The 430-nt window shown below is 63.3% G+C and carries 1 pseudogene; it reads left to right on the forward strand.

Annotated elements, in window-relative coordinates:
• A pseudogene (locus AC2A06_RS18875) lies at positions 1 to 430 on the forward strand (OmpA family protein); the annotation flags it as partial.

The following is a 430-nucleotide window of genomic DNA, read 5'->3' on the forward strand; positions in this document are numbered from 1 at the left end:
TCAGGCGGTATTCAGTGCCCCTAACCCGGATATCCCGGCCATTGTCCCTTGTGCGGTAGTCTGGGGCATGGGCCCGGCGCTGGCGGACGCGCTGCCACAGTCATTGTGGACCCACTGGCTGACTCGTCAGACTGCTCTCAACCGCTCGGCAGGCTGGTTGCCGGGCCAGGCGGTTATCACCGACAACTCGCTGTTACCGGATTTTGTGCTGCCGCTGCTGCCGGAAGGGCGGGGCCTGACCCCGCGCCAGCGCACCTGGCGTGGCGGGATTGCCCTGTTCACGCTGGCGGCCATCGCTGCCTTGTGCAGCAGTGGCTGGAACAACCGCCATCTTGTGCAGCGGTTGAGTTTTGATATTGCGCACTATGACGGTATCTCGATGGACAATTACGCCCCGAAAGCCGAGGCGGTCAAGGTGCTGCGTGAAGAC

It is taken from the genome of Serratia sp. HNCC26DJ244 (assembly GCF_057180565.1).